Genomic DNA, 22,507 nt, shown 5'->3' with positions numbered 1-22,507 from the left:
CGACCATCAGCGCCATCACGGCATTAGGCGGAATGCCCAGCGTCAAGAGCGGAATGAAGGAGGTCTGCGCGCCGGCGTTGTTGGCCGACTCGGGCGAGGCCACGCCGCGGATGTTGCCCTTGCCGAAGGGCACTTCGCCCGGACGCATCTTGATCTTCTTCTCCAGCGCATAGGCCGCAAAAGCCGCCAGCAGCGCGCCGCCGCCCGGCAGGATGCCCAGGGCCGAACCCAGCGCCGTGCCGCGCAGCACGGCGGGCGTCATGCGCCTGAAGTCGTCCTTGGTGGGCCACAGGCCCTTCACCTTGTGCGTGAACACCTCGCGCTCGTCATCGGGCTGCGAGAGGTTGCCGATGATTTCGCCGTAGCCGAACACGCCCATGGCGATCACCACGAAGCCGATGCCGTCGGTGAGCTCGGGAATGTCGAAGCTGAAGCGCGCGACACCCGAATTCACGTCGGTGCCGACGATGCCCAGCAGCAGGCCCAGCACGATCATCGCCACCGCCTTGAGCAGCGAGCCCGAGGCCAGCACCACGGCACCGATCAGGCCCAGCACCATCAGCGAGAAATACTCGGCCGGGCCGAACTTGAAGGCCAGCTCGGTCAGCGGGGGCGCGAAGGCGGCCAGGATCAGCGTGCCCACGCAGCCCGCGAAGAACGAGCCCAGGCCCGCCGCAGCGAGCGCAGGGCCTGCGCGGCCCTGCCTTGCCATCTGGTAGCCGTCGATGCAGGTGACCACCGAGGACGACTCCCCGGGCAGATTCACCAGGATGGCCGTGGTCGAGCCGCCGTACTGGGCGCCGTAGTAGATGCCGGCCAGCATGATCAGCGCCGACACGGGCGGCAGCGCGTACGTGGCGGGCAGCAGCATCGCGATCGTCGCGACGGGGCCGATGCCCGGCAGCACGCCGATCAGCGTGCCCAGGATGCAGCCCAGCAGGCAATACAGCAGGTTGGTGAAGGTGAAGGCAACGCCGAAACCGATGGAAAGGTTGTGGATCAGGTCCATGGTGCGTGCTCCTCAGCCCGAGATGAAGGTGGGCCAGACCTGGATCTGGAGCTTGAGCGCCCAGATGAAGGCCACATAGCTGCCGGCCGCCAGGATGGTGGAGAGCACGAGCACGTCGCGCAGCTTGAAGTGCTGGCCGGCCATGCTCGAGATGATCGTCAGCGCGTAGATCGCGATGATCATGCCCATCGCCGGCAGCCCGACGCTCGGCAGGCCGCCCAGCAGCACGCCGAAGGCCAGGTTGGCGCCCAGCACGAAGGCCAGCGGCTTCCAGGCCCATTTGCCGATCTTGTCGCCGTCTGCGCTCTCGACCACCATGGCCTGGAACATGATCAGCGCGCCCAGCAGCGCCAGCAGGATGCCCAGCATCAGCGGGAAGTACCCCGGCCCCATGCGGGCGCCGTCGCCGATGGTGTAGGTGGTGGCGCCGATGGCGAACGCGCCACCGACGGTGGCGAACATGACTCCTGAGAAGAAGTCCGCCTGTCTCTTGATCTTCATTGTCTCGACCCTCTGTTTCGAAGGGGACGAGGGTCGTCGCCAGCGGCTGACCGTCGGCTGACCGCTTTGGTAAGGACAAATGCGTACAAGGGTAAGTACTGGCTCTCCCCCAGGCTTCGCGCACTGCGTGTCGATGGACTTGGTTCTCCCCCAGGCTTCGCGCACTTCGTGTCGCTGCGCCAACCCCCTTCCGGGGGCAACGCCAACGGCCCGGCAAAGCCGGTTCCGTGGCGTTCCACGAAGGGATTCGTGGGAATGGGGCGATGGACGTCAGAAACGAAAAAAGCTCCCGAAGGAGCTTTTTCATTCATTCAGAGCGCCGAGGCGCTCATGAGTGTGTGGGGGGGGGCTTAGTAGCCGCCGCGGCCACCGCCGCCGCCGCCGTAACCACCACCGCCGCCACCGCTGCGGCCACCACCGCCGCCGCCGCCGTAACCGCCGCCGCCGCCACCACCGTAGCCGCCGCCGCCACCACCGCCGTAGCCGCCACCACCGCCGGTGCGGGGGGGACGTGCTTCCATCGGACGGGCTTCGTTCACCGTCAGGGCGCGGCCCTGCAGCGATGCGCCGTTCATGCCTTCGACTGCAGCGAGTGCTTCAGCGTCGGTGCCCATTTCGACAAAGCCGAAGCCCTTCGAACGGCCGGTGTCACGTTCCATCATGACCTTGGCGCTGACGATCGTGCCGAACTCGCCGAAAGACTGTTCCAGGTCGTTGTCACGCACGGAGTAGGCGAGGTTGCCCACGTAAAGTTTCTTGCCCATGGAGGGACTCCTAATTCAAACCAAAAAAACACAAAGCGATGGAGTCCCAGAATCACAACAAACTAATGCGCTGTGGCGCGAAACTGACCGATCACCAAATTACGTGCACGGGAGCCGAGGCTCGCAGACACGTGAGCCGGATTATCCGGCCCGATTCCCAAAAAAAGGGAGGAATTTTTGTGTTATCGAGAAACATTCCGGCCCGGCGGGCGGTTTCGCAACGGTTTCAGGAGGTCGGACAGGCCGTTGTGGTCTATTTCATGCATCAAAGCGAGCAGTCGGCCAATTTCTCCCGAGGGAAAACCCTCGCGCGCAAACCAGGTCAGGTAATTTCCGGGCAAATCGGCGATCAGCGTGCCCTTGTGCTTGCCAAAAGGCATTTCGAGCGTCACCAGGCGCTGCAGGTCTTCGGGGTGCATGTGCTGCTCAGCCTCCCGCGCGCTTGACCGTGTGGCCCTGCTTCACGAGGGCGGCGATCACCACCTCGCGGTGATCGCCCTGGATCTCGACGGTGCCGTCCTTCACTGTGCCGCCCGTGCCGCAGGCCGCTTTGAGCTGCTTGCCCACGGCCGCCAGCGCCGCCGCGTCGAGCGGCAGTCCCTTGACCACGGTCACGCCCTTGCCCTTTCGGCCCTTGGTCTCGTGCGATACGCGGACAATGCCGTCCGTGGCCGCCGTTTGCGCCTTCGCGAGTTCCTTGCAGCGGCATTGCGCCACCGGGGCGCCGCAGTCGGGGCACATGCGCCCGCCCGCCTCGGTGGAGTACACCAGCGTGCTGCCGGTGCGGTTGTTCTTCATCGTTCCCATGCGATCCGTCTTTCGTCTTTCTTTCGATCTCTCTTTTTTCCCGGTGCCCGTTCCATGCCATTCGATACCCTGGGCCTGACCCCCGCGCTCGCGCAAGCGGCCGCCGCGAGCGGCTTTGCCGCGCCGACCGCCATCCAGGCGGCGGCCATCCCTGCAATTTTGCAGGGCCGCGACCTGCGGGGCTCGGCGCAGACCGGCTCCGGCAAGACGGCCGCATTTTCCCTGCCGCTGCTGCAGCGCCTGGCCGCCGAGCCTGCGTCGTCCACCTCGCGCCGCCTGCGCGCGCTGGTGCTCGTGCCCACGCGCGAACTCGCGGCCCAGGTCGGCGAGACGCTGGAAGACTTCGCCCGCCACCTGCCCGAGCGCCTGAAGATCGTCGTCGCGGTCGGCGGCGTCTCGATCAACCCGCAAATGATGCGCCTGCGCGGCGGCGCCGACATCGTGATCGCCACGCCCGGCCGGCTGCTCGACCTGGTCGAGCACAACGCGCTCGCGCTCGACGCCGTGTCGATGCTCGTGCTCGACGAGGCCGACCGCCTGTTCGATCTGGGCTTTGCCGAGGAGCTGGGCCGCATCCTCGCGCTGCTGCCGAAGCAACGCCAGAACCTGCTGTTTTCCGCCACCTTCCCGACGGCCATCCAGGCCCTGGCCGACGACATGCTGCGCGACCCGGTGCTGGTCGATGTGCAGGGCGAACCCGGCACGGCGCCCGACATCGTGCAGCGCGCCATCGAGGTCGACGCCAGCCGCCGCACCCAGCTGCTGCGCCAACTGCTGAAAGAGAACGAAGGCGCCTGGGACCGCGTGCTGGTCTTCGTCGCCACGCAGCACGCCGCCCAGACCGTGGCCGAGAAGCTCTACAAGAACGGCATCTACGCCGTGCCCTTCCACGGCGACATCGCCCAGGGCACGCGCAGCGACATCCTCGCGCAGTTCAAGCAGAGCCGCTGGGACGTGGTGATCGCCACCGACCTCGCCGCGCGCGGCCTCGACATCGCGCAGCTGCCCGTGGTCATCAACTACGACCTGCCGCGTTCGCCGACCGACTACATCCACCGCATCGGCCGCACCGGCCGCGCGGGCGCGAGCGGGCTGGCGATCAGCTTCGTGAGCGCGGCCACCGAGGCGCACTTCCGCCTGATCGAGAAGCGCCAGGGCCAGCAGGTACCGCGCGAACGCATCGCGGGCTTCGAGCCGGTCGAGACGGCGCCGGTGGTGGTCGATGCCTCGGGCAACGGCGGCATCAAGGGCGCGCGGCCGAGCAAGAAGGACAAGCTGCGTGCAGCGGCGGCCAAAGCTGCGGAAGCCGCCGAAACCTCAACGCCGCCGAAGACGGATCACTGAAGCTTCGTGCGCAGCTCGGCAACGGCCTCGTCGAGCTCGCGCTGAAAGTCCACGGCCTCCACGAGCCGGTGGGGCGTAATGCCGATCTTTTCCAGCGTTTCACCCGAAGGCGGAAACCAGTACGCAGACGTGTAGCGCACCGCGCGCTCGGGCCCCAGCGGCGTGACGGTCTGGATGCTCGTGCGGCCGAAGGTCTTGCGGCCCACGATGCGCGCGCGGCGGTGGTCGCGCAAGGCCGCCGTCACGATCTCCGCGCCGGACGCCGTGCCCTCGTCGACGAGCACGACCAGCGGAAGCGTCCGGATCTCCGGCGGCACCGCCGCGAACGGGTCCGCGTTGCGCGCGTAGTAGGGCGGGTCGGACAGATAGACGGAGTTCGATTCGAGGCGGCGGCCCTGGGTCTTCACCACCACCGTGCGGCGGGCCGGCAGGAACAGCGCCGCGACACCGACCGCGGTATCGAGCCGCCCGCCCGGGTTGCGCCGCAGATCGAGCACGACCCCCTTGAACGGCTGCCGGCGCCATTGGGTTTCGAGTTCGCGGGCGACCTGGTCCAGCGTGTTGTCCTTGAAGGCGGTGATGCGCAGCACAGCGATGCCCGGCGCCGCCGTCGACACGCGCACGATCGCGCCCTGCACGTTCTGCCGCTCCACCTTGAATTCGTGGGGCGCCTCGACGCCCGGGCGCCGCATCGTCAACGCCACGCTGCTGCCGAGCGGGCCGCGCAGCATCTTGAACGCGAGGGTGAGGTTGCCCTTGATCGGCGTGCCGTCGATGGCGAGCAGCACGTCGTTGGGGCGGATGCCGGCCTTCTCGGCTGGGCTGTCCACGATGGGCGAGATCACGGCGACTTCGCCGTTGCGCGCGATCATCTCCAGCCCCACGGCCCCGCCCGTGTAGTTCGCCGGCGGTGCCCGGTCGGCCAGGTCTTCCTTCATGAGGAACTGCCCGCCTTCGGGGTCGATCTCGCGGACCATGCCGCGCAAGGCCGCCTGAAGAATCTCCTCGCCGCTGAGCGGCTTCACATACGCGTCGCGCAGCAGTTGGTAGGTGGCGGCCAGCGACTGCAGGTCTTCCCGCGGCATCGGTTCGCGCGCGGGCTGGTCTTGTGCGAAGGCGACGGTGCAGAAGGTGGCGGCCAGCGCCGCGAGGCCGTGTCGGAGGTTCATGTGGCGTCGGTGAGGGTGAAGGGGCCGCCGATGGTAAACAGGCGCGCCGCTACACCCACCCCAGCTGCCGCGCCGCCAGCTCTTTCATGATCTCTTCGGCGCCGCCGCCGATCATCATCACCTTGACCTCGCGGTAGACGCGCTCGCTCACCGTGCCGCGCATGAAGCCCATGCCGCCGAGGATCTGCACGGCCTGGTCGGCGCAGAACTGCATGGTCTGCGTGGCGTGGTTCTTGAGCAGGCAGACCTGCGCCACCCACTCGGGTGCGTTGATGCGGCCCGCTGCTTCGTGCGCATCGCCCTCGGCGGACACGGCCTCGAGCCAGGCCTCGGTCGAGGCGATGCGCATCTGCATGTCGACCAGCTTGTGGCGCACCGCCTGGTGCTCGATGAGCGCGGCGCCGAAGGTCTTGCGCTCGCGCGACCAGGCCAGCGCCTCGTCGAGACATGCTTGTGCGAAGCCCAGCGCACCGGCGGCGAGCCCGACGCGCTCGCCGTTGAAGTTGCCCATGACCATGCGGAAACCCGCGCCCTCTTCGCCGAGCAGGTAGCGCGCGGGCACGCGCACGTTGTCGAAGTGCAGCGTGGCGGTGTCGGAGCACAGCCAGCCCATCTTCGCGAGGCGCGTGCGCGAAAGGCCGGGCGCGTCGCCCGGCACCAGCAGCATCGAGAGCCCACCCGCGCCGCGGCCTTCGCCGGTGCGCACGGCCACGGTGATCCAGTCGGCGCGCATGCCCGAGGTGATGAAGGTCTTTTCACCGTTGAGCACGTAGTGATCGCCGTCGCGTTTCGCTGTGGTGCGCACCGCGGCCACGTCGGAGCCGCCGCCGGGTTCGGTGATCGCGAGCGCGGCAATTTTTTCGCCGCGCAGTACCGCAGGCACGACCTCGCGGCGCACGGCATCGCTTGCGTGCAGCACCACGGGCGGCAGGCCGATGTTGTGCGAAAACAGGCTCGCGAGCACGCCGCCGCTCTGGCCGTGGCGCGCGAGCGCGATCCATGCGGGGAGCTTCAGCGCATAGGAGGCGGGCGTGCCGCCGAGTGCTTCCGGGTAGCCCAGGCCCAGCAGGCCCAGTTCGGCCGCGCGGGCATACAGCGCGCGCGGGAATTCGCCGGCCTCGTCCCAGGCCTGCACGTTCGGTGCGATCTCGGTCTGGGCGAAGCGCCGCACCGTGTCGGCGAGCGCCGCACGGTCGGCCTGCAGTTCGGCGTCCATGGTGCGCCGGTCAGCCGCGCGGTGGGCGCTTGGCGATGCCCATGGTCTTGGCGAGGATGCCGAGCATCACTTCGTCGGCACCACCGCCGATCGAGCCGAGGCGGCCGTCGCGGTACAGGCGCGACACGCGGTTCTCCAGCGTGAAGCCCATGCCGCCCCAGAACTGCAGGCAGGTGTCGGCCACCTGGCGCGTGAGGCGGCCGGTCTTGAGCTTGGCCATCGACGCGAGCTCGAGCACGTCTTCGCCCTGCACATGCAGGTCGCAGGCGCGGTAGGTGAGGGCGCGCAGCGCCTCCACCTCGGTCTTCAGTTCGGCCAGCTTGAACTGCACCCACTGCTGGTCGGCCAGCGTGGCGCCGAACATCTGGCGCTGCTGCGCCCATTCGATGGTCTGCGCGATGCAGTCTTCCATCGGTTCGAGCGAACTGGCGGCGGCCCACAGCCGCTCTTCCTGGAACTGCTGCATCTGGTAGACGAAGCCCTGGCCTTCTTCGCCGATGCGGTAGCGCTGCGGCACGCGCACGTTGTCGAAGTAGATGAGGCCGGTGTCGCTCGAGTCCATGCCGATCTTGCGGATCTTCTTGGCCTTCTCGATGCCGGGCAGGTTCATCGGCACCATCACGAGCGACTTGTTGCGGTGCACGGGACCGTCGCTGGTGTTGACCAGCATGCACATCCAGTCGGCCTGCAGGCTGTTGGTGATCCACATCTTCTGGCCGCTGATGAGGTAGTCGTCGCCGTCCTTGCGCGCGTGGCTCTTCAGGCCCGCCACGTCGCTGCCCGCGCCGGGTTCGCTCACGCCGATGCAGCCGACCGTGTCGCCCGCGATGGCGGGCACCAGGAACTCGCGGCGCAGCGCGTCGCTGCCGAAGCGCGCGAGCGCGGGCGTGCACATGTCGGTCTGCACGCCGATGGCCATCGGCACGCCGCCGCAGCTGATGTGGCCCAGCCCCTCGGCGAAGGCCATGGCATACGAATAGTCGAGCCCGGCGCCGCCGAAGGCCTCGGGCTTGTTCAGGCCCAGCAGGCCGAGATTGCCGAGCTTCTTGAAGACCTCGTGCGCGGGAAAGATCTCGGCCTCTTCCCATTCGTCGACATGGGGGTTGATCTCCTCGTCGATGAATCGGCGCAGGGTGTTCTGCATCTCGAGGTGTTCATGGGTGTACTGCATCAGGGGTCTCCGTTGTCCGTTCGTTCGATCGCTCTTTACTTGTCCTGGAACACGCGCGGTGTCTGCGCGAGGTGAAAGCCGTCGTAGGGCCGCACCGCGGGGCGCTGCTGCGCCTGCGCGTCGGGCAGCTCCATCGGCCAGCCCATGCGCGCCTGCGGGCGCGCGCCGTCCACGCGCAGCACGGAGCCGCTGATGAAGGCGGCGGCCGGGCTCAGCAGGAAGGCGATGGCGGCGGAGGTCTCGGCCTCGTTGCCGAAGCGGCCCGCAGGCACGGTCTTGCGCATGGCGCGCAGCATGTCGCCGGCCTCGGGCGGGTAGTGGTCCATGCCGCTGGAGGCGATGTAGCCCGGTGCCACGGCGTTCACGCGCACGCCGCTCACGGCCCATTCGGCGGCGGCGGTCTCGGTGAAGCTCACCATGCCGGCGCGCGCGGCGCCGCTGTGGCCCATGTTCGGCATCGACCCCCAGATGTCGGCCACGATGTTGACGATGGCGCCGCCATTCGCCTGCATGCTCTGCACGTAGCACTCGCGCGCCACCAGGAAACCGCCCGTGAGGTTGGTGTGGATCACCGCCTCCCAGCCCTTGGCCGAGATGGCGGCCAGCGGCGTGATGTACTGGCCGCCCGCGTTGTTGACCAGCCCGTCGATGCGGCCGTGCGCCGCGACGATGGCCTTCACGGCTTCGCGCACGGCGTCTTCCTGGCGGATGTCGAAGGCCTGCGTGCTGGCCTGGCCGCCGGCCGCTTCGATCTCGGCGCGCACCGCATCGAGCTTCTCGGGCTTGCGGCCGACCAGCACCACGTGGGCGCCGAGCGAGGCCAGTTCGTGCGCGGTGCAACGGCCGATGCCCGAGCCACCGCCGGTGACGACGATGCATTGGCCGCCGAACAGGGCGGGCGCGAAGACGGAGCGGTAGTGGGGTGCGTTCATGGGGAAGTGCTCAGGCAAAGGGAAGAAGGCGATCAGGCCTCGGCGATCTCGGCCACGATGTGGCGCGCAGCGACCTGCGCGCCCACGGCCACATGCAGCGCCGCGACGCGGCCCGCGCGGGGTGCGCAATGCACGTGTTCCATCTTCATTGCTTCGAGCGTGACCAGCGGCTGGCCCGCAGTGACGGTGTCGCCCTCGGCGGCCAGCAGTGCGACCACGCGGCCGTTCATCGAGGCGCGCAGCAGGCCGTCGCCGCCGCCCGCGTCGGCGCGCGCCACGGCCACGTGCGTGAGGTCGTCGAGCTGGAAGGCGCGGCCGTCGAAATGGAAGTCGACGCGTTCGGCACGCCGCACGACGCGCGCCTGCGCGGCCACGCCGTCGCTGGCGAAGCGCAGGAGGCCGTCGTCCGACAGCGCCAGCAAGGCGAGCGACACGGGGGCGGCGTCGTCCAGCACGACCTCGAAGCGTGCCGCGCCGCGCGGTGTCACGCGCGCCGTGTGCACGACGCCATCGAGTGCGAAGCGCAAGGCGTTGGGCAGCGTGTGCGCCAGCGGCGAGGGCCAGCCGCGCGCGCCGGTCTGCAGCAGCAAGGCGGCGAGCAGGGCGGCGCGCGTGTCGGCCGCAACGTCGGCGGCCAGCAGCGCGTCGAGGTGGTCGCCGATGAAGGCGGTGGTCGCCTCGCCGTCGGCGAACACCGGGTGCGCGAGCGCGCGCTGCAGCAGTGCCTGGTTGGTCGACAGGCCGAGTGCGACCGTGTCGCGCAGGCCCGCCAGCAGCCGCTGCCGTGCTTCATCGCGCGTGCGGCCCGAAGCGATGAGCTTGGCGACCATCGAGTCGTAGAAGGGCGGCACTTCGGCGCCGTCGCGCAGCGCATGTTCGGTGCGCAGCGCGGGTGACGTGCGCCATGCGCTCAGCGTGCCGCTTTGCGGCAGGAAGCCCTGCTGCGGATCTTCGGCGCACAGCCGCACCTCGATCGCGTGGCCGGTGATGCGCACGTCGTCCTGCGTGAGCGGCAGCGGCTCGCCGGCCGCCACGCGCAGCTGCAGCTCGACGAGGTCGAGACCCGTCACCGCTTCGGTCACGGGGTGCTCCACCTGCAGGCGCGTGTTCATTTCCATGAACCAGTACTGGCCCTGCGCGTCGAGCAGAAACTCGAATGTGCCCGCGCCTTCGTAGGCGATGGCTTTCGCGGCGGCCACGGCGGTGGCGCCCATGCGCGCGCGCAGCGCGGCATCGACGGCCGGCGAGGGCGCTTCCTCGATCACCTTCTGGTGGCGCCGCTGCACCGAGCAGTCGCGCTCGCCGAGGTGGATCGCGTGGCCGTGCCGGTCGGCAAACACCTGGATCTCGATGTGGCGCGGCGCGACGATGGCACGCTCCAGGATCACGGTGGCGTCGCCGAAGGCATGCAGCGCCTCGGACTGCGCACTCTGCAGCTGCTCGGCGAAGGCGCCGGCCGACGTCACGAGCCGCATGCCGCGCCCGCCGCCGCCGGCCGTGGCCTTGATCATCACGGGCCAGCCGATGCGCTCGGCCTCGGCAGCCAGCGTGGCGGTGCGTTGATCGTCGCCCTGGTAGCCGGGAATGCACGGCACGCCGGCCGCCTGCATCAGCCGCTTGGCGCCGGCCTTGTCGCCCATCGCGACGATGGCCTCGGGCGACGGGCCGATGAAGACCAGTCCCGCGTCGCGACAGGCCTGCGCGAACGCGGCGTTCTCGGCGAGGAAGCCGTAGCCCGGATGCACCGCGTCGGCGCCGCTGGCGCGGGCTGCGGCAATGATCGATTCAATGTTCAGGTAGCTCTGTGCGGGCAGCGGCTGGCCGATGCACACGGATTCGTCGGCCTGGCGCACGTGCTCGGCGTTCGCATCGGCGCGGGAGTAGACGGCGACCGTGCGGTAGCCCATGGCGCGCGCGGTGCGCATCACGCGCACCGCAATTTCGCCGCGGTTGGCGATCAGGATCTTGTGAAAAATGCTCATGGCCGTGCCACCGAAAACTGCATGGGTTGCGGCGCACGCGCCTCGGCGTCGCGGCAGATCGACAGCGCTTCGGCCAGCACGGCGCGCGTGTCGCGCGGGTCGATCACGCCGTCGTCGAGCAGCAGCGCGCTGGTGGTGAAAACGCTCATCTGGCGGTCGAAGCGCTCGACGATCTGGCGCTGCATCGCGTCGATCTTGTCGCGATCAACGGCACCCTTTCGCGCCATGCCGGCCTCCATCACGATGGCCATGGTCTGCGCCGCCTGCTCACCGCCCATCACCGCGGTGCGCGCGTTGGGCCACGAGAAGCAGAAGCGCGGTGCAAAACCGCGACCGCACATGCCGTAGTTGCCCGCGCCGTACGAGGCGCCGCAGTGCAGCGTGATCTGCGGCACGTTGGCGTTGGTCACGGCCTGGATCATCTTGGCGCCGTGCTTGATGATGCCGGCCTCCTCGTGCGCGCGGCCCACCATGTAGCCCGTGATGTTCTGCAGGTAGACGATGGGCGTGCGCGACTGGCAGCAGGCCTGGATGAAGTGCGTGGCCTTGGTGGCGCCGTCGGAATCAATGGGGCCGTTGTTGGTGATGATGCCGACCGCGTGGCCTTCGAGGCGGATGTGGCCGCAGACGGTGGCGCTGCCGTAGTGCTCGCTGAAGGCCAGGAACTCAGAGCCGTCGGCGATGCGCGCGATGACTTCGCGCATGTCCACCGGGCGTCGGCCGTCGGCGGGCATGAGGCCCATCAGCTCCTCGGCGTCGTGGCGCGGCGGCGCGAAGGTGCGCGGCGTTTCGTCGCGCGCCCAGTCGATGCCGCCGAGGATGGCGCGTGCGATGCGCAGCGCGTCGCGGTCGTCTTCGGCCAGGTAGTCGCCCAGGCCCGAGATGTGGGTGTGCATGACGGCGCCGCCCAGTTCTTCCTCGGTGGCGATCTCGCCGGTGGCGGCCTTCAGGAGCGGCGGCCCGGCCAGGAAGGCCCGCGTGCGGTCGCGCACCATCACGATGTAGTCCGACAGGCCCGTCTGGTAGGCGCCGCCCGCGGTCGACGAGCCGTGCGTCACGGTCACCACCGGCAGGCCCGCGGCGGAGAGCCGCGCGAGGTTGCGGAAGATGTTGCCGCCGCGCACGAAGTCCTGCACGCGGTACTGCATGAGGTTGGCGCCCGCGCTTTCCACCAGCTGGATGAAGGGCAGCTTGTTCTCCAGCGCGATCTCGTGCAGCCGCAGCTGCTTGTCCAGCCCCATGGGCTGCAGCGCGCCGGCGTCGATGCCGGAGTCGGAGGCGCTGATCATGCAGCGCACGCCCGCCACGCGGCCGATGCCGGCGATCAGGCCGCCGCCGGGGACGCTTTTCGACAGATCGGGGTTGTCCTGGCCCAGGCCCGCGAGCGTGGCCAGCGGCAGGAAGGGCGCGCCGGTGTCGAGCAGCAGGGCGAGGCGTTCGCGCGGCAGCAGCTGGCCGCGCCTGGCGAAGCGCTCGGCCGAGGCGCTGGAGGCGGCCACGGCGCGGGCTTCGTGCGACCGGACCTGCTCCAGCAGCGACAGCATGCTCGCGCGGTTGGCCTGGTAGGTGTCTGCGGCCGTCTGCAGCCGGGATTCGAGAAAGGGCATGGGGGTCTGTGCGAAGCGCAACGTGTCGTTCGCACAGACTGTAGGAGGCGGGCCCCCGGCCCGCTTGCGCCAACTAGCTGGGGCGCGTACGCGCCGCTTTTAACTGGGACGCACGCGCTGACGCGCCGCGGTGGCAGGGGCGTCGAGGCTGCTGCCCGTGACCACCCAGTAGATGAAGATCAGCACCGCGCCGGCCGTGCCGAACACCGTGAGGCCCATGTAGCTGCCGCCGAGCGTGAGCGCGTCGACCGGGGCGGCGGCCGTGCAGATCATGCTGGCCGCGCTCATGCCCACGTAGTGCATGGTGCAGACCGCCACGCCCATCACGGCGGCTGCCGCCACCTGGTGGCTCAGCTTGCGCAGGTTGAAGGCCAGCCACAGCGCCGCGGCGGCGGCCGTGATGGCAATGACCACCGACAGCGCGACCATGCCGAAGTCGAAGCTCATCGTGGCCCGCATGTTCATCGCGAACATGCCCATGTAGTGCATCACGCACACGCCCAGGCCGGCCAGCAGGCTGCCCGCCAGCCAGCCGGAGCGGCTGAACTTGGCGCGCCCGCCCGCCAGGTACAGCGCAATGCCCGAGATCAGGATGGCCGCCACCAGCGAGACGATGGTCAGCGGCATGTTGTACGAGATGCCGAAAGGCAGCCGGTAGGCCAGCATGCCGATGAAGTGCATCGACCAGATGCCGATGCCGCCGAGCGCCACCGCGGCGCAGGCCACGATGGCCAGGTTGGGTTTGCCGTCGGCACCGACCATGCGCCCGGCGCAGATCAGGGCCACCAGCGAGCCGAAGAAGGAAATGACGAACGAAAGTGCAACCAGCCCCAGGGAGTATTCGGGCGATAGCACCTGGCCTACGACGAGCGGAGTCATGCGATGTCCCTTCGGAAAGAGCGCTTCGCAGACCCCCGACTGCCCTATGCGATCGGAACGCTGCGAGGCGTCCCGGCCAGTTTGTAATATATGTTTATAAAAGTAAACAAAGATTTGTACTAATTGTTACCCTGCATAACGGGCCGAATTCGATAGATCGAATTGTTCTTGTCGGCCGACACGTAGACCGTGCCGTCGCGCCCCACGGCCACGCCTGTCACCACGTACGGCGGCGGCAGGCCGGGCCCGGCGGCCAGGCCGATCGGCAGGTTCTCGGCGACGGTGCGGCGGGTGCCGGTGGCCGGATCGATCTCGACCAGCCGGCGCGCCGCGCTCTCGGCCACGATGAAGCTGCCCCACGGCGTCTGGGCCAGGCCCTCGGGCAGCGCCAGCCCCTCGGCCACGGTGCGCAGCGGCGCGCTGGCGTCCAGCGGAATGCGCAGCAGCTTGCCGGCCGCCTCGGTCACGTAGAGCGCGCCGTCCTGGCCGACCACCAATTGCACCGGGCCGTTCAAGCCGCTAGCCAGCACTGACTTCTCTGCAAACTTCGGCCCGCTGGCGCGCGTGATGCTGCCGGTGGCGATTTCGGCGTAGATCACGCTGCCATCGGGCATGGGCAGCGCGTCGAACGGCGCCTTCAGGCCGTGGATCGTTTCGACGGTCTTCAGGGTCTTTCGGTCGACCAGCTGCACCGAGCCCGTGAACCACGAGGTCAGCGCGAAGAGCTTGGGCGACAGGCCGACCGCGAACGGGTAATCGAGCTCGGGCTCGCGCTGCATGCGGAACACGTCGCGCACCTCGCCGGAGCGCACGTCGACCTGCCGGAAGCCGAAGACATCGGCCACCCACAGGTCGTCGCCGTCGATCTTGAGGCCGGCCGGCACCGCCACCTTGCCGCTGGTGAGCGTGCGCAGTTCGCCGGTGGCGGGGTTGAAGGCCTGCACCTCGTTGTTGGCCATGTTCGAGATGTAGATCGTCCCGTCGGGCGCGATGGCGAGGTTGTCGAGGGACGGGCGCAGCTGCTTGGCCATGGTCTTGCGGCCAGTGGCGAGGTCCACCTTCACCAATTCACCGCTGCGCGCATCGACCACCCAGAGGTTGCCCTTGCCGTCGAGGTTGGCGGCGGCCGGGATCTTGAAGCCGTCGGCGATCACGGTCAGGGCGCCGTCGGCGGGGTTGATCTTCACCACCTGGCCCTTGAACCACAGCGGCCCGTAGAGCAGGCCGTCGGGCCCGACCTCGAAGCCGTTGAAGCCGCCCATGTCCTTCTTGATGAGCCGGGGCGGCTGCTTGCCTTCGCGGTCGATCTCCCACAGCGCATCGCCCAGGAACACCTGCGAGGCGTAGAGCTTGCCGCTCCTGCCGTCGAAAGCCAGCGAGTTCAGGCCGGGCAGGTCCTTGGCGAGCACGCGCAGCGGCGCGGCGTCGTTCTCGCGGTAGCGCAGCATGCCCATGAGGTAGTTGGTCCAGGCCAGTTCGCCCTTCGGTCCGACCGCGATGTCGTCGGCCTGGCCTTCGGGCGCGTCGATCAGCACCTTGGCGGCGCCGGTCTGGCGGTCGACCTCCCACAGCGTGTTGCCGAGCACGGAGCCCGCGAGCAGCCGGCCCTTGGCATCGATGGCCAGGCCGTGCACGCCCGCGAAGGCCGACGGGGCCACGAGTACCTCGGGCGCGGCCCACGCAGCGGGGCGCTTCGGCGGTGGCGACAGCGTGCTGCAGGCGGCGAGCAGGGCGAGGGCGGCGGTCAGCGCGGCTGCGCGGATCGAGCGACGGGGCATGGCGATCTCCTCTGGGTTGCGTTGTGGCCGCAGTCTAGGAGTCGATCGAGGCCGCGCAGTCGCTCGCGGGACAAGACGCGGACTTTCGTCCGCTGCGGATAACCCGCAGCTTCAGTTGCGCAGCAACTGCGTCGCCGTGTGGATCAGCAGCCCCACGAGCCCGCCCACCAGCGTGCCGTTGATGCGGATGAACTGCAGGTCGCGCCCGATGTGGCGCTCGAGCTCGTCGGTCATCTCGTGCGCGTTCCACTCGCCCACGCGCTCCTCGATGTAGCGGCGGATGTCTTCGCGGTAGCGCTCGATGGCCGCCGGCGCGGCGGCTTCGAGTTGCTCGTTGATCCAGGCGCGGATCGCCGCGTCGTTCTGCAACCGCTGGCCCAGCGCGCCGGCCATGGTGGCAATGCGCTGGCGGATGGTCGAGTCGGGCCGCCCGAGGTCGTCGTGCAGCCAGCCCAGCAGCTCGCCCCACAGGCCGTGCAGGTAGTGGCCCAGCGCGGGGTGCGCGATGAGCTCGGCGCGGATCTGCTCGCCGCGCTGCTGGAACTCGGGGTCCAGCTTCAGGCGCACCACGAAGTCGTCGACGAAGTGGTCGAAGCGCTTGCGCATCGGGTGGTCGGGCTCGGCCGCCAGCTCGGCCAGCGTGCGCGCGATGGCGGCCACGATCTTGCGCGTCGCGAGCTTGGCCGCTACCTGGTCCAGGCCGACGTAGCGCAGCGTCTTGATCTCGCGCGCGATGCCCTCGGTGATGTGCGCCTGCACCTCCTCGCCGTCGAGCAGCTCGGCCACCTGCTGCAGCACGTCATCGAGCAGCGCCTGGTGGCGCCCGCCGGCCGTGAGCGCGTCGAGCGCCTGGCCGGTGAGGCGCGAGAGGTCGATCTTGGCCAGGCCGGCCGCGGCGGCGCGGCCCATGAAGTCGCGCACGCGCTCGTCGTCGAAGGCGGTGAGGCCGTAGCGCGTGGCGGCCACGCCCCATTCGCCGAGCCTCTCGCCGCTGGCGGGCCGGGCCAGCCACTCGGCAATGCGGGCTGCCGCATCGAACTGGCGCAGCTTGGCCAGCACCTGCGCGGTGCTCAGGAAGTTGTCGCAGATGAAGCCCGCGAGCTTGGCGCCGATGCGGTCCTTGTTGCTCGGGATGATCGCCGTGTGCGGAATCGGCAGGCCCAGCGGGTGGCGAAACAGCGCCACCACCGCGAACCAGTCGGCAATGGCGCCGACCATCGCGGCCTCGGCAAACGCCGCCACGTAACCCCAGGCCGGATGCTGCGAATGCAGCGCGCTCGCCACGGCATAGAGCAGCGCCGCCGCGCACAGCAGGCCGAGCGCGATGCGCTTCATGCGCTGCAGTGCGGCGCTGCTTGGGTCTTCAGCCAATGCTGTGCGAAGTTGCGAGGCGCTCCATGAACAGCTCGCAGCGCGCGAGCTGCTCCAGGCTCACGAACTCGTCGGGCTGGTGCGCCTGCTCGATGCTGCCGGGGCCGCACACCACCGTGGGGATGCCGGCGTTCTTGAACAGGCCCGCTTCGGTGCCGAAGGCCACCAGCGTGGTGCGGTCTTCGCTGGCCAGGCGCTGCGCGAGCAGCGTGACCGGGTCGCCGGCGGCGCCCAGGAAGCTCGGGATCTCGCAGATCGTTTCGAACTTGAAGCCGGCGTCGGGCGCGACCTTCTTCATGGCGGGCTCGATGCTCGCGGCGTAGGCCAGCACGTCGGACTGCATGCGCTTCGCGTCGGCCGTGGGCAGGTCGCGGAATTCGTAGCGGAACTCGGCGTCGCGCGGCACCACGTTGTCGGCAATGCCGCCGTGGAACTGGCCCACGCTGGCGGTGCTGAAGGGCACGTCGAAGCCGTCGTAGCGCGGCTCGCTGCGCTCGAAGTCTTCGGCCATGTCGCGCACCTTGCCGATCACGCGCGCGGCCATCTCGATGGCGTTGACCGATTTCGGCGTGAGCGACGAATGCGCCTCCTTGCCGCGCACGCAGCACTTGTAGCGGTACACGCCCTTGTGCGCGATGGCCGGCACCATGCTGGTGGGCTCGCCCACGATGCAGGCCAGCGGCTTGATGCCGGCGTCGCGCATGTCGGCAATGAGTTCGCGCACGCCGAAGCAGCCGATTTCTTCTTCGTAGGTGAAGGCGAAGTGCACCGCGAAGGGCGCGTCGCCCTCGAGGAAGCGCTGGGCATTGGCCAGCGCGATCGCGATGTAGCTCTTCATGTCGGCCGAGCCGCGCCCGTACAGGCGCTCGTTCTGCACCACGGCCGACAGCGGGTCGACGCTCCAGGCCTGGCCGTCCCAGGGCACCGTGTCGGTGTGGCCCGAGAGGATCACGCCGGCCGGCTTGCCCTCGCCCAGCGTGGCGAACAGGTTCGCCTTGGTGCGCTCGGCGTTGTAGGTGATGCGGCTCTTCACGCCGAGCGCGGCGAGGTGGGCCTGGGCGAAGTCGATCAGCTCGAGGTTGCTGTTTGCGCTCACCGTGTTCATGCGAACCAAGGTTTGCGCCATCAAGAGGCTCTGGGGAGAAAGCGTGTGCTGCATGCAACAGATTGTCCGGGAAGTTGAACGCGCGCGCAGACGGGTACCAGCGTTGTCACGCGCAGCGGGTAGCCTGCTTCTTCTTTTTTCTTTGTTTGGATGGAGAAGACAACATGCGCATGTCCCTGCAGATCACCCTGACCGCCGCGGCCGTCCTGAGCCTCGTCGCCTGCGGCACCACCGGCCCGTCGGCCAACCAGCTGCTCACGCTGGACGGCCAGCCGCCGCTGGTCATTGCCCACCGCGGCGCCTCGGGCTACCTGCCGGAACAGACGCTGGAGTCGTACGCGCGCGCCATCGAACTGGGCGCCGACGTCATCGAGATGGACCTGGTCTCCACCAAGGACGGCGTGCTCATCGCCCGCCACGACCCCAACCTGGCGATCAGCACCGACGTGGCCAAGCACGCGCGCTTTGCCTCGCGCAAGAAGACCATCCAGGTCGACGGCGAAACCCAGACCGGCTGGTTCAGCAACGACTTCACGCTGGCCGAGATCAAGACCCTGGGCGGCATCTCGACCGACCCCGAGCGCCCGCAGGAATTCAACGGCAAGTTCAAGATCCCGACCTTCCAGGAGATCATCGATTTCGCCAAGGCCAAGTCGAAGGAATCCGGCCGCACCATCGCGATCTACCCCGAGACCAAGAACCCGACCTACTTCCGCGACCTGGGCATGCCCATGGAAGACAAGGTCGTTGCCGCCATCAACGCCGCCGGCTGGAACAGCAAGACCGCGCCCATCTACGTGCAGTCGTTCGAGCCCGGCAGCCTCAAGTACATGAAGAGCAAGGGCCTGAACACCAAGCTCATCCAGCTGATCGACGGCGACGGCATCGACATGAAGACCGGCGCCATGACCTACGCCGTGCCCGTCGACCGCCCCTACGAGTGGACCAAGGCCGGCGACAAGCGCAACTTCGACGTCATGGTCACGCCCGCCGGGCTGGCCGAAATCAAGACCTATGCCGACGGCATCGGCCCCTGGAAGCGCTACATCGTGAGCGTCAAGGGCACCGTCGGCGCCGACGGCAAGGTGGTGGACGTCAACAAGGACGGCAAGATCAACGATGCCGACGCCACCTCGACGGCCCCCACCACGCTGATCGCCGACGCCCACAAGGCCGGCCTGTTCGTTCACCCTTTCACATTCCGTAACGAGTCGCGCCGGCTGGCGTCCGACTACAACAAGGACGGCAAGAACGAATACGCGGTCTATTACAAGCTCGGCGTCGATGGCGTTTTCACCGACTTCACCGACACCGCGCGGGCTGCGCGCACCGACTACCTGAAGAGCATCGGCCGCTGAGGGTTTGCCCGGCACGGTCTTTGCGGCGCATTCCGCAAAGCCTAGACTGTGTCCTATGAAACTCATCGACTCGCTTGTCACGCAGGCGGCCGGCATCGCAGCCGTCCGGCGTGACCTTCATGCCCACCCTGAACTCTGTTTCGAAGAAGTCCGCACCGCCGACGTGGTGGCAGGCAAGCTCACCGAATGGGGCATTCCCATCCACCGCGGCCTGGGCACCACGGGCGTGGTGGGCATCGTCAAGAACGGCACCAGCACCCGCGCCGTCGGCCTGCGCGCCGACATGGACGCGCTGCCCGTCACCGAGCTCAACACCTTCGCCCACGCCAGCCAGCACCACGGCAAGATGCACGCCTGCGGCCACGACGGCCACACGGCGATGCTGCTGGCGGCGGCGCAGCATCTCGCGAAGAACCGCAACTTCGACGGCACCGTCTACCTGATCTTCCAGCCGGCGGAAGAGGGCGGCGGCGGCGCGCGCGAGATGATCAAGGAAGGGCTCTTCGAGCAGTTCCCCATGGACGCCGTGTTCGGCATGCACAACTGGCCCGGCATGAAGGCCGGCCAGTTCGCCGTGAGCCCCGGCCCGGTGATGGCGTCGGGCAACAAGTTCCACGTCAACGTGGTCGGCAAGGGCGGCCATGCCGCGCTGCCGCAGACCGGCATCGACCCGGTGCCGATCGCCTGCGAGATCGTGCAGGCCTTCCAGACCATCCTCACGCGCAAGATGAAGCCGACCGATTCGGCGGTGATCTCGGTCACCACCATCCACGCCGGTGAAACCAACAACGTGATCCCCGACAACTGCGAGCTGTCGGGCACCGTGCGCACCTTCTCGCTCGAGGTGCTCGACATGATCGAGGCCAAGATGCAGCAGATCAGCGAGCACATCTGCGCCGCGCACGACGCTACCTGCGAGTTCCGCTTCGAGCGCTACTACCCGCCGACCATCAACACCGAGGCCGAAGCCAACTTCGCGCGCCGCGTCATGGGCGAGATCGTCGGCCCCGAGAACGTGCTCAAGCAGGAGGCCGCCATGACCTCGGAAGACTTCGCCTTCATGCTGCAGGCCAAGCCCGGCGCCTATGCCTTCATCGGCAACGGCGACGGCGCGCACCGCGACGTGCACCACGGCGAAGGCCCGTGCACGCTGCACAACGCCAGCTACGACTTCAACGACGACCTCATTCCGCTGGGCGCCACCTGCTGGGTGCAGATCGCGGAGCAGTTCCTCAAGCCCGGCGGCGCAGCGGCATGATCGGCATCGGCGAGGCCTTTTCGCCGCGCTACGCCCAAGCGCGCCAGAAGTTCCTGCAGGGCTGCGTCAGCGCCGGCCTCACGGTCGAGCCGCATGCGCATCCGCTCAAGGGCCGCGACGGCGAGGAGCTGTCGATGGACGTGGCGCTCGACGGCGATGCCAATGCCGAGCGGCTGCTCGTCGTCACCAGCGCCTGCCACGGCGTCGAAGGCCACTGCGGCAGCGGCGTGCAGGTCTTCGCGCTGCACGACGCCGAGTGGCGCGAGAAGGCCAAGGCGCAGGGCGTGGCCGTGCTGTACGTGCATGCGCTCAACCCGCACGGCTTTTCGTACGGCCGCCGCGTGACGCACGAGAACGTCGACCTGAACCGCAACTTCCTCGACTTTTCGAAGCCCGTGCCGGTCAACGAGCCCTACGCCAAGCTGCATCCGCTGCTGCTGCCCGACACCTGGCCGCCGACGCCGGACAACCAGGCCGCGATCGACAAGTGGATCGAGAAGCACGGCGCCACCGCCTACCAGGCGGCGGTGACGAGCGGCCAGTACCAGTTCGACGACGGCCTGTTCTTCGGCGGCAAGGCGCCCACGTGGAGCAACAAGACCATCCGCAGCGTCTTGCGTCGCCATGCAGGAAAAGCCAAGCGCCTCGCATGGATCGACCTGCACACGGGCCTCGGCCCCAACGGCCTGGGCGAGCGCATCTTTGCCTGTCGCGACGACAAGGTCGCCTACGCCCGCGCCAACGCCTGGTGGGGCACGCCGGCGGCGCCCGTCACCTCGATCTACGACGGCTCCTCGACTTCGGCGCTGCTGCGCGGCCTGATGTGGGACGCCGTGTACGAAGAGTGCCCGCAGGCCGAGTACACCGGCATCGCGCTCGAATACGGCACGCTGCCGATGCTCGAAGTGACCGGCGCCCTGCGCGCCGACCACTGGCTGCACAAGCACCCGGACGCGCCGGCCGACCTGGCCGACGGCATCCGCGCGCGCATGGTGGAGGCGTTCTATACGGACAGCGACGCCTGGCGCGGCCAGATCGTGAGCCAGGCGCGGCAGGCGATGTTCCAGGCGGTGGACGGCCTTTCAGCCTGACCGCACCCTGAAAAACTAGGTCCGCACCCGCCCGTCAGCCGTCAGCATCGACAGCTCGACAAACTTCGAAGCCACATGGCTCTTCGAAGAGAACGACACCTCGAAGCCGCCGAACTGCTGACGCTCGATGCTTTCCAGCCCCGCGATCAGCCCGTCGCGCGTGCCCTTGCCGCCCGGTGCGCGGCGCAGGCCTTCGGTCAGCACCTTGGCGGCCAGGTAGCCTTCCATGCTCGAGAAATTGGCGCTCGCACCGCCACCCGCCTTGCGGACCGCCTCGGTGAACTCGCGGGCCAGCGCATTCGCCTGGTTGTAGGGCGAGGGCACCACCTGCGTGACCATCACGCCCGCGGCCTCCTTGCCCAGCTCGTCCGCCAGCGCCTGCGTGCCCACGAACGAGAGGTTGAAGAACACACCGCCGTAGCCCGCCTTGCGCGCCTCGCGGATGAACGCCGCGCAGGCCTTGTAGGCACCGACCTGGACCACCGCGGCCGGCTGGCTCGCCACGATCGTCTTCACGGCCGCGGCCACGTCGGCCGAGTTGCGCTCCACCGTGGCCAGCGCTACGGGCTTGAGTTCCTGCTGGGCCAGTGCCAGCGTCACGCCGTCAAGCCCGGCCTTGCCGTAGGCGTCGTTCTGATAGAAGACCGCGATCTTCTTCATGCCCAGGTGGGTGAGCTGTTTCACCATCAATGCCGTCTCGTCGTTGTACGAAGCGCGCAGATGGAACACGTTGCGGTGAAACGGCTCGCGCAGCGACATCGCGCCCGTGAACGGCGCAATGAACGGCACCTTGTCCTTCACCGCCAGCGGCAGCGCGGCCAGGCTGGTCGGCGTGCCGATGTAGCCGAACAGCGCGAACACGTCTTCCTCGATCAGCTTCTGTGTGTTGGCCGCGCAGCGATCGGGCTCATAGCCGTCGTCGAGGTTCTTGATCACCACGTTGCGGCGGCCCGGCTGCGCGTTGTATTGGTCCAGGAACAGTTTGGCGCCCTGGTGGAACTGGATGCCCAGCTGCGCGGCCGGCCCGGTGAACGGCGCCGACTGGCCCAGCACCAGCGGCGTTTCGCTCTGCGCCCGGGCGATGCCGAAGCCACCCAGCGTGGCGGCGGCCGCCGTGGCGATCGAAAAATGCCTGCGATTCAGATGCATCGTCATGGTGAAATCT

At 68.6% G+C, this 22,507-nt stretch carries 20 protein-coding genes; 4 read left to right on the top strand and 16 right to left on the bottom strand.

Going from position 1 to position 22,507, the window contains the following annotated elements:
- The 5 genes from AAG801_RS14500 to AAG801_RS14480 all read right to left on the bottom strand — a co-directional run.
- Window positions 1–1,009 (bottom strand): tripartite tricarboxylate transporter permease (locus AAG801_RS14500; RefSeq protein ID WP_341889003.1); only part of this gene is annotated, 1,009 nt, incomplete at its 3' end.
- A 12-nt stretch (window positions 1,010–1,021) separates the two neighbouring features.
- The gene (locus tag AAG801_RS14495) at window positions 1,022–1,510 is read right to left on the bottom strand and encodes a tripartite tricarboxylate transporter TctB family protein (protein ID WP_341889002.1); all 489 of its coding nucleotides are present in this window, start codon (window positions 1,508–1,510) and stop codon (window positions 1,022–1,024) included.
- A gap of 350 nt (window positions 1,511–1,860) precedes the next feature.
- Complete coding sequence (locus tag AAG801_RS14490; RefSeq protein WP_099794641.1) at window positions 1,861–2,274, bottom strand: RNA-binding protein; 414 nt, start codon at window positions 2,272–2,274, stop codon at window positions 1,861–1,863.
- Window positions 2,275–2,456: 182 nt separating this feature from the next.
- Window positions 2,457–2,693, bottom strand: coding sequence for a DUF3820 family protein (locus tag AAG801_RS14485; RefSeq protein WP_341889001.1), 237 nt, complete (start codon window positions 2,691–2,693; stop codon window positions 2,457–2,459).
- 7 nt (window positions 2,694–2,700) lie between these two features.
- A complete protein-coding gene (locus tag AAG801_RS14480) occupies window positions 2,701–3,081 on the bottom strand; it encodes a translation initiation factor Sui1 (RefSeq protein ID WP_341889000.1) in 381 nt (126 codons plus the stop codon).
- A gap of 54 nt (window positions 3,082–3,135) precedes the next feature.
- On the opposite strand from AAG801_RS14480, the gene AAG801_RS14475 reads away from it, so the two are divergent.
- Window positions 3,136–4,425, top strand: a complete 1,290-nt coding sequence (locus AAG801_RS14475; RefSeq protein ID WP_341888999.1) for a DEAD/DEAH box helicase — start codon at window positions 3,136–3,138, stop codon at window positions 4,423–4,425.
- Here AAG801_RS14475 and AAG801_RS14470 read toward each other — a convergent pair.
- From AAG801_RS14470 to argE, 10 genes are all read right to left on the bottom strand, one after another.
- Window positions 4,419–5,594 carry a S41 family peptidase gene (locus AAG801_RS14470; RefSeq protein WP_341888998.1) on the bottom strand — a complete coding sequence of 392 codons (1,176 nt, stop codon included), beginning with the start codon at window positions 5,592–5,594 and terminating at the stop codon, window positions 4,419–4,421. The two genes, AAG801_RS14475 and AAG801_RS14470, sit on opposite strands and share 7 nt — an antisense overlap.
- Window positions 5,595–5,643: 49 nt before the next feature.
- On the bottom strand, window positions 5,644–6,810 hold the full coding sequence (locus AAG801_RS14465) for an acyl-CoA dehydrogenase family protein (protein ID WP_341888997.1): 1,167 nt from the start codon (window positions 6,808–6,810) through the stop codon (window positions 5,644–5,646).
- 10 nt (window positions 6,811–6,820) lie between these two features.
- Entirely contained in the window at window positions 6,821–7,981 is a 1,161-nt protein-coding gene (locus AAG801_RS14460) for an acyl-CoA dehydrogenase family protein (RefSeq protein WP_341888996.1), read from the bottom strand.
- A gap of 35 nt (window positions 7,982–8,016) precedes the next feature.
- Window positions 8,017–8,913: an SDR family oxidoreductase gene (locus AAG801_RS14455; RefSeq protein WP_341888995.1), complete on the bottom strand. Its 897-nt coding sequence runs from the start codon at window positions 8,911–8,913 to the stop codon at window positions 8,017–8,019.
- Between the two features lie 32 nt (window positions 8,914–8,945).
- Entirely contained in the window at window positions 8,946–10,895 is a 1,950-nt protein-coding gene (locus tag AAG801_RS14450) for an acetyl-CoA carboxylase biotin carboxylase subunit (RefSeq protein ID WP_341888994.1), read from the bottom strand.
- On the bottom strand, window positions 10,892–12,502 hold the full coding sequence (locus tag AAG801_RS14445; RefSeq protein WP_341888993.1) for a carboxyl transferase domain-containing protein: 1,611 nt from the start codon (window positions 12,500–12,502) through the stop codon (window positions 10,892–10,894). Before AAG801_RS14445 ends, AAG801_RS14450 begins: the two co-directional genes overlap by 4 nt.
- 99 nt (window positions 12,503–12,601) lie before the next feature.
- Window positions 12,602–13,381 carry an MHYT domain-containing protein gene (locus tag AAG801_RS14440; RefSeq protein ID WP_341888992.1) on the bottom strand — a complete coding sequence of 260 codons (780 nt, stop codon included), beginning with the start codon at window positions 13,379–13,381 and terminating at the stop codon, window positions 12,602–12,604.
- Window positions 13,382–13,500: 119 nt separating this feature from the next.
- Window positions 13,501–15,159, bottom strand: a complete 1,659-nt coding sequence (locus AAG801_RS14435) for a hypothetical protein (RefSeq protein ID WP_341888991.1) — start codon at window positions 15,157–15,159, stop codon at window positions 13,501–13,503.
- A gap of 111 nt (window positions 15,160–15,270) precedes the next feature.
- Entirely contained in the window at window positions 15,271–16,530 is a 1,260-nt protein-coding gene (locus tag AAG801_RS14430; protein ID WP_341888990.1) for a DUF445 domain-containing protein, read from the bottom strand.
- Complete coding sequence (argE, locus tag AAG801_RS14425; protein ID WP_095743248.1) at window positions 16,523–17,689, bottom strand: acetylornithine deacetylase; 1,167 nt, start codon at window positions 17,687–17,689, stop codon at window positions 16,523–16,525. The genes AAG801_RS14430 and argE overlap by 8 nt, the downstream gene beginning before the upstream one ends.
- 110 nt (window positions 17,690–17,799) lie before the next feature.
- Here argE and AAG801_RS14420 point away from each other — a divergent pair, with 110 nt between their 5' ends.
- From AAG801_RS14420 to AAG801_RS14410, 3 genes are read left to right on the top strand one after another with little or no spacing between them, the layout of a single operon-like run.
- Window positions 17,800–18,993, top strand: a complete 1,194-nt coding sequence (locus AAG801_RS14420) for a glycerophosphodiester phosphodiesterase (protein WP_341888989.1) — start codon at window positions 17,800–17,802, stop codon at window positions 18,991–18,993.
- 55 nt (window positions 18,994–19,048) lie between these two features.
- Window positions 19,049–20,251 (top strand): M20 aminoacylase family protein, encoded by a 1,203-nt coding sequence (locus tag AAG801_RS14415; RefSeq protein WP_341888988.1) that lies wholly within the window; start codon window positions 19,049–19,051, stop codon window positions 20,249–20,251.
- A complete protein-coding gene (locus AAG801_RS14410) occupies window positions 20,248–21,342 on the top strand; it encodes a M14 family metallopeptidase (RefSeq protein ID WP_341888987.1) in 1,095 nt (364 codons plus the stop codon). The genes AAG801_RS14415 and AAG801_RS14410 overlap by 4 nt, the downstream gene beginning before the upstream one ends.
- Window positions 21,343–21,357: 15 nt before the next feature.
- Here the strand turns inward: AAG801_RS14410 and AAG801_RS14405 are convergent, their stop codons facing one another.
- On the bottom strand, window positions 21,358–22,491 hold the full coding sequence (locus AAG801_RS14405; protein ID WP_341889004.1) for an ABC transporter substrate-binding protein: 1,134 nt from the start codon (window positions 22,489–22,491) through the stop codon (window positions 21,358–21,360).
- Between the last annotated feature and the right edge of the window lie 16 nt (window positions 22,492–22,507).

It is taken from the genome of Variovorax sp. YR752 (assembly GCF_943372545.1).
The sequence above is the reverse complement of the archived record's forward strand: the minus strand, read 5'-3'. Positions and strand labels throughout refer to the sequence as shown.

What these genes read in the sequence shown, in the direction of transcription:
- AAG801_RS14415 (WP_341888988.1), top strand. Translation starts at nt 19,049, where the DNA reads ATGAAACTCATCGACTCGCTTGTCACGCAGGCGGCCGGCATCGCAGCC.
- AAG801_RS14445 (WP_341888993.1), bottom strand. Translation starts at nt 12,502, where the DNA reads ATGCCCTTTCTCGAATCCCGGCTGCAGACGGCCGCAGACACCTACCAG.
- AAG801_RS14440 (WP_341888992.1), bottom strand. Translation starts at nt 13,381, where the DNA reads ATGACTCCGCTCGTCGTAGGCCAGGTGCTATCGCCCGAATACTCCCTG.
- AAG801_RS14435 (WP_341888991.1), bottom strand. Translation starts at nt 15,159, where the DNA reads ATGCCCCGTCGCTCGATCCGCGCAGCCGCGCTGACCGCCGCCCTCGCC.
- AAG801_RS14410 (WP_341888987.1), top strand. Translation starts at nt 20,248, where the DNA reads ATGATCGGCATCGGCGAGGCCTTTTCGCCGCGCTACGCCCAAGCGCGC.
- AAG801_RS14480 (WP_341889000.1), bottom strand. Translation starts at nt 3,081, where the DNA reads ATGGGAACGATGAAGAACAACCGCACCGGCAGCACGCTGGTGTACTCC.
- AAG801_RS14465 (WP_341888997.1), bottom strand. Translation starts at nt 6,810, where the DNA reads ATGGACGCCGAACTGCAGGCCGACCGTGCGGCGCTCGCCGACACGGTG.
- AAG801_RS14405 (WP_341889004.1), bottom strand. Translation starts at nt 22,491, where the DNA reads ATGCATCTGAATCGCAGGCATTTTTCGATCGCCACGGCGGCCGCCGCC.
- AAG801_RS14470 (WP_341888998.1), bottom strand. Translation starts at nt 5,594, where the DNA reads ATGAACCTCCGACACGGCCTCGCGGCGCTGGCCGCCACCTTCTGCACC.
- argE (WP_095743248.1), bottom strand. Translation starts at nt 17,689, where the DNA reads ATGCAGCACACGCTTTCTCCCCAGAGCCTCTTGATGGCGCAAACCTTG.
- AAG801_RS14475 (WP_341888999.1), top strand. Translation starts at nt 3,136, where the DNA reads ATGCCATTCGATACCCTGGGCCTGACCCCCGCGCTCGCGCAAGCGGCC.
- AAG801_RS14490 (WP_099794641.1), bottom strand. Translation starts at nt 2,274, where the DNA reads ATGGGCAAGAAACTTTACGTGGGCAACCTCGCCTACTCCGTGCGTGAC.
- AAG801_RS14495 (WP_341889002.1), bottom strand. Translation starts at nt 1,510, where the DNA reads ATGAAGATCAAGAGACAGGCGGACTTCTTCTCAGGAGTCATGTTCGCC.
- AAG801_RS14485 (WP_341889001.1), bottom strand. Translation starts at nt 2,693, where the DNA reads ATGCACCCCGAAGACCTGCAGCGCCTGGTGACGCTCGAAATGCCTTTT.
- AAG801_RS14420 (WP_341888989.1), top strand. Translation starts at nt 17,800, where the DNA reads ATGCGCATGTCCCTGCAGATCACCCTGACCGCCGCGGCCGTCCTGAGC.
- AAG801_RS14460 (WP_341888996.1), bottom strand. Translation starts at nt 7,981, where the DNA reads ATGCAGTACACCCATGAACACCTCGAGATGCAGAACACCCTGCGCCGA.
- AAG801_RS14455 (WP_341888995.1), bottom strand. Translation starts at nt 8,913, where the DNA reads ATGAACGCACCCCACTACCGCTCCGTCTTCGCGCCCGCCCTGTTCGGC.
- AAG801_RS14450 (WP_341888994.1), bottom strand. Translation starts at nt 10,895, where the DNA reads ATGAGCATTTTTCACAAGATCCTGATCGCCAACCGCGGCGAAATTGCG.